Raw genomic sequence first — 2,573 nt, 5'->3', positions numbered from 1 at the left:
GCATTTGGCATGGGGGCGGCTGGAGGCAAGTGAAGCTTGCCGGAAGACTTCCCCTCGATGGAAGGATTAGGCCGCACTGCTGCCGAAAGCATGCGGCTCATATTGAGTTACGGTACGTTGCACACTTGCGCGGGTGCCAAGCCTCGCGAGCCACTCCGCCACAGCACGATGTTCGCCAATGGCTGTTTGTCCCTCAGGGGCAAGGGAGAAGTAGCGGAGGATCGGATAGGCGTGCAGATCTGCGAGAGAGAGGGTGTTGCCGGCAAGGAACGGTGAATCTCCGACAAGAGCCGCAAGCGCTTCAAGGGCGATGCGGGACTCTTTCAATGATTTGGCAACCAGAGATTCATCGGTGGAGCCGCCTGTCATGGGCAGGCGAACCCTCTGGACAAAGACTCCCCACACCATCGGCCGATAGGCGTAGGAGTCAAGCAGCCCGATTACTTGCGCCATACGCGCCCGCTCACTCGGCGTTGGCGGTTGCAGCGATGGGCCGGGGAATGCCTCATCTACGTAACGGCAGATTGCCGCCGTCTCGTAGATCGACAGCTCTCCGTGACACAGCACGGGGATCCGTCCGAACGGATGGCGCTTGGTGTGGGCGGCAGGCACGCCACCTGGCCCGAAGATGTCGACCTCTTCGATTCGATAAGGCACGGCTTTCTCTTCGAGCGTTAGACGGGCGATCCGCGTATACACGCTGCGCGGCAAGCCATAAAGAGTTAGGGTTGATGACATGGCAAAGCAAATGACTGTGCGGCCTCACGTAAAAACAACCAGACTATCACTTTGCGGCGAAACCCCGTCAGGGGCCCTATCGCCACGACTGGATGCTCTTTTCACAGGGCTGTCTCACATCAATTGATGATTTTTCCCATGCCATTTTCTATGCGGTTTCTCAGTTGTTGAATGAACTGTGAGTCATAGGGTTCCCAGCTTTCGAGTTCGCCAACAACTTTTACAGGCAGCTTGCTTCGATAGGACCGCGTCGGGTTGCCTGGGAACTTCTTGTCTGTGACGTTGGGGTCGTTCTCAAATTCCCCTGTCGGTTCAACGATATAGACTCGCGGCCTGCCGCTGCCTTTGGCTATTTCTGCGGCAAGCCCGGCACCTTTGGAGAGGGCTGTGAAATAAATGTGATTCATCACGACGCTGTCGTCGTAATTCGATTTAAAGCCTGATGTCAGTAGATCGCCTACCTGCAATTCGGCTTTCGTGCCGTGAAAAAAAGGGCCGGTGTCCAAAGTTGCCATGGGTTGTTAAGTGCAAACGGGGTTGATACTGAGGGGGGAGTTGGACGAGGGGTTAGGCATCGTTACTGCATGCGTTGCCGTGCGCCCGCCTCGCTAACCCTTGGGTCCGAGTCGCCGCTCCGGTTCATGCCTGTGCAGAAACTTTGTCAGGGAGTCTGGCGGAGAGTCAGTGCCCATGTCTTCAAGCATCTGGCCAATGCTCCCGCGGTGATAGCCGCTGTGCGTAATGACGTGGAGCAGCATCTCTTCACAAGACATCTCGCCGCTGTCACCGTCAGTGAATGTGAAACGCACCCGATGTTTCAAACGCTCGGCGCTGACGCCGCGTACGAACTGCAGGTACCAGTCGTCTGTGGATCTCACGATCTCCCGCAACTCCGGCAAGCCCGGCGCAGGTTCAGAGTGCGTTGCCTTGAAGCGCTGCGTGGCGGCGCCGGTCAGATGGCCCTGAAAAATCTGGTCCACAACGTTGGCGTGATCGAGTGTGTGAAGCATGGCACGAAATTCATCGGGATGCTGCTGCGCATCAAACTTTTCGAGGACGGCGTGGAGCTCGGTGTTCGCCCAGGCCTTGTACTCGAACAGTGAAACGAGAATGGTGTTCATGGCAAGTGGGGCTCCTTTTAAGTTTGGTATGCGCACGCTGCGAAGCCGGTTCTGACKCTTGACGTTTTGACATGAGAGAGCCCCGCTGACGCGATACAGCACGAGACGAAACCTCGGATCAGTCTATGTACCCGCAAATCCGGCCTGCAAGAACCCGTTCATGCACCAGACGCACCTAGAGCGTCAGAACCAGCCCCTGCCCCGTCTTGACGCCAAATGAGACAAAGACAAACAGCACAGCAGCCTGCAAGGCAACGACCATGATGGAAAAACCGATGAGGGATCGGCCCGGCACGCGGAGAATCGCGGCGTACACCGCAATCCCGGCCGCAAAGGCAAACACGAAGCCCATGAACCCGCCGGACAGCTTGAAGACCACCAGGCTCACAGCGGGCGCGGTGATCGCCGCAACGGCAGCGGCTCCATAGCTGGTGTTGCCAGCGTCGACAAACCCGGCAGCCCATTTCACAGGCATCAGGGTGATGAGAGCAAAGAGGACGAGGGGGAGTAGCAGGATGGTCATGCGGTTTTCAGGGGTTGGGGCTCGCCATGATACCGGCGCGCCGGGACTTCGCTGGAAATGGCTTCGCTGTTAATCCTGTGCGGCCGCAGCGCGGATTTCTGCTGGACCTGCACCACAACGGCAGCCCGCTGCTCCTATCGAAGAAGAGGTCCAGCAGGAATGGATGTGGGCCAAACCGAACATGACCATAG

Annotated in this window: 4 protein-coding genes; all 4 read right to left on the bottom strand. The window is 57.7% G+C overall.

Features of this window, described 5'->3' with window-relative positions:
* Positions 1–66: 66 nt before the first annotated feature.
* Positions 67–738, bottom strand: a complete 672-nt coding sequence (locus tag AC1D1X_RS20610; protein WP_477669320.1) for a glutathione S-transferase family protein — start codon at positions 736–738, stop codon at positions 67–69.
* A gap of 119 nt (positions 739–857) precedes the next feature.
* On the bottom strand, positions 858–1,253 hold the full coding sequence (gene arr, locus AC1D1X_RS20605; protein WP_477669319.1) for an NAD(+)--rifampin ADP-ribosyltransferase: 396 nt from the start codon (positions 1,251–1,253) through the stop codon (positions 858–860).
* Positions 1,254–1,346: 93 nt separating this feature from the next.
* On the bottom strand, positions 1,347–1,859 hold the full coding sequence (locus tag AC1D1X_RS20600) for a DinB family protein (protein WP_477669318.1): 513 nt from the start codon (positions 1,857–1,859) through the stop codon (positions 1,347–1,349).
* Positions 1,860–2,034: 175 nt separating this feature from the next.
* On the bottom strand, positions 2,035–2,382 hold the full coding sequence (locus AC1D1X_RS20595; protein ID WP_477669317.1) for a hypothetical protein: 348 nt from the start codon (positions 2,380–2,382) through the stop codon (positions 2,035–2,037).
* Between the last annotated feature and the right edge of the window lie 191 nt (positions 2,383–2,573).

The organism is Polaromonas sp. P1_G4 (genome assembly GCF_056405475.1).
Note: the sequence above shows the minus strand (reverse complement) of the source record. Positions and strands in the feature narration are given on the sequence as shown.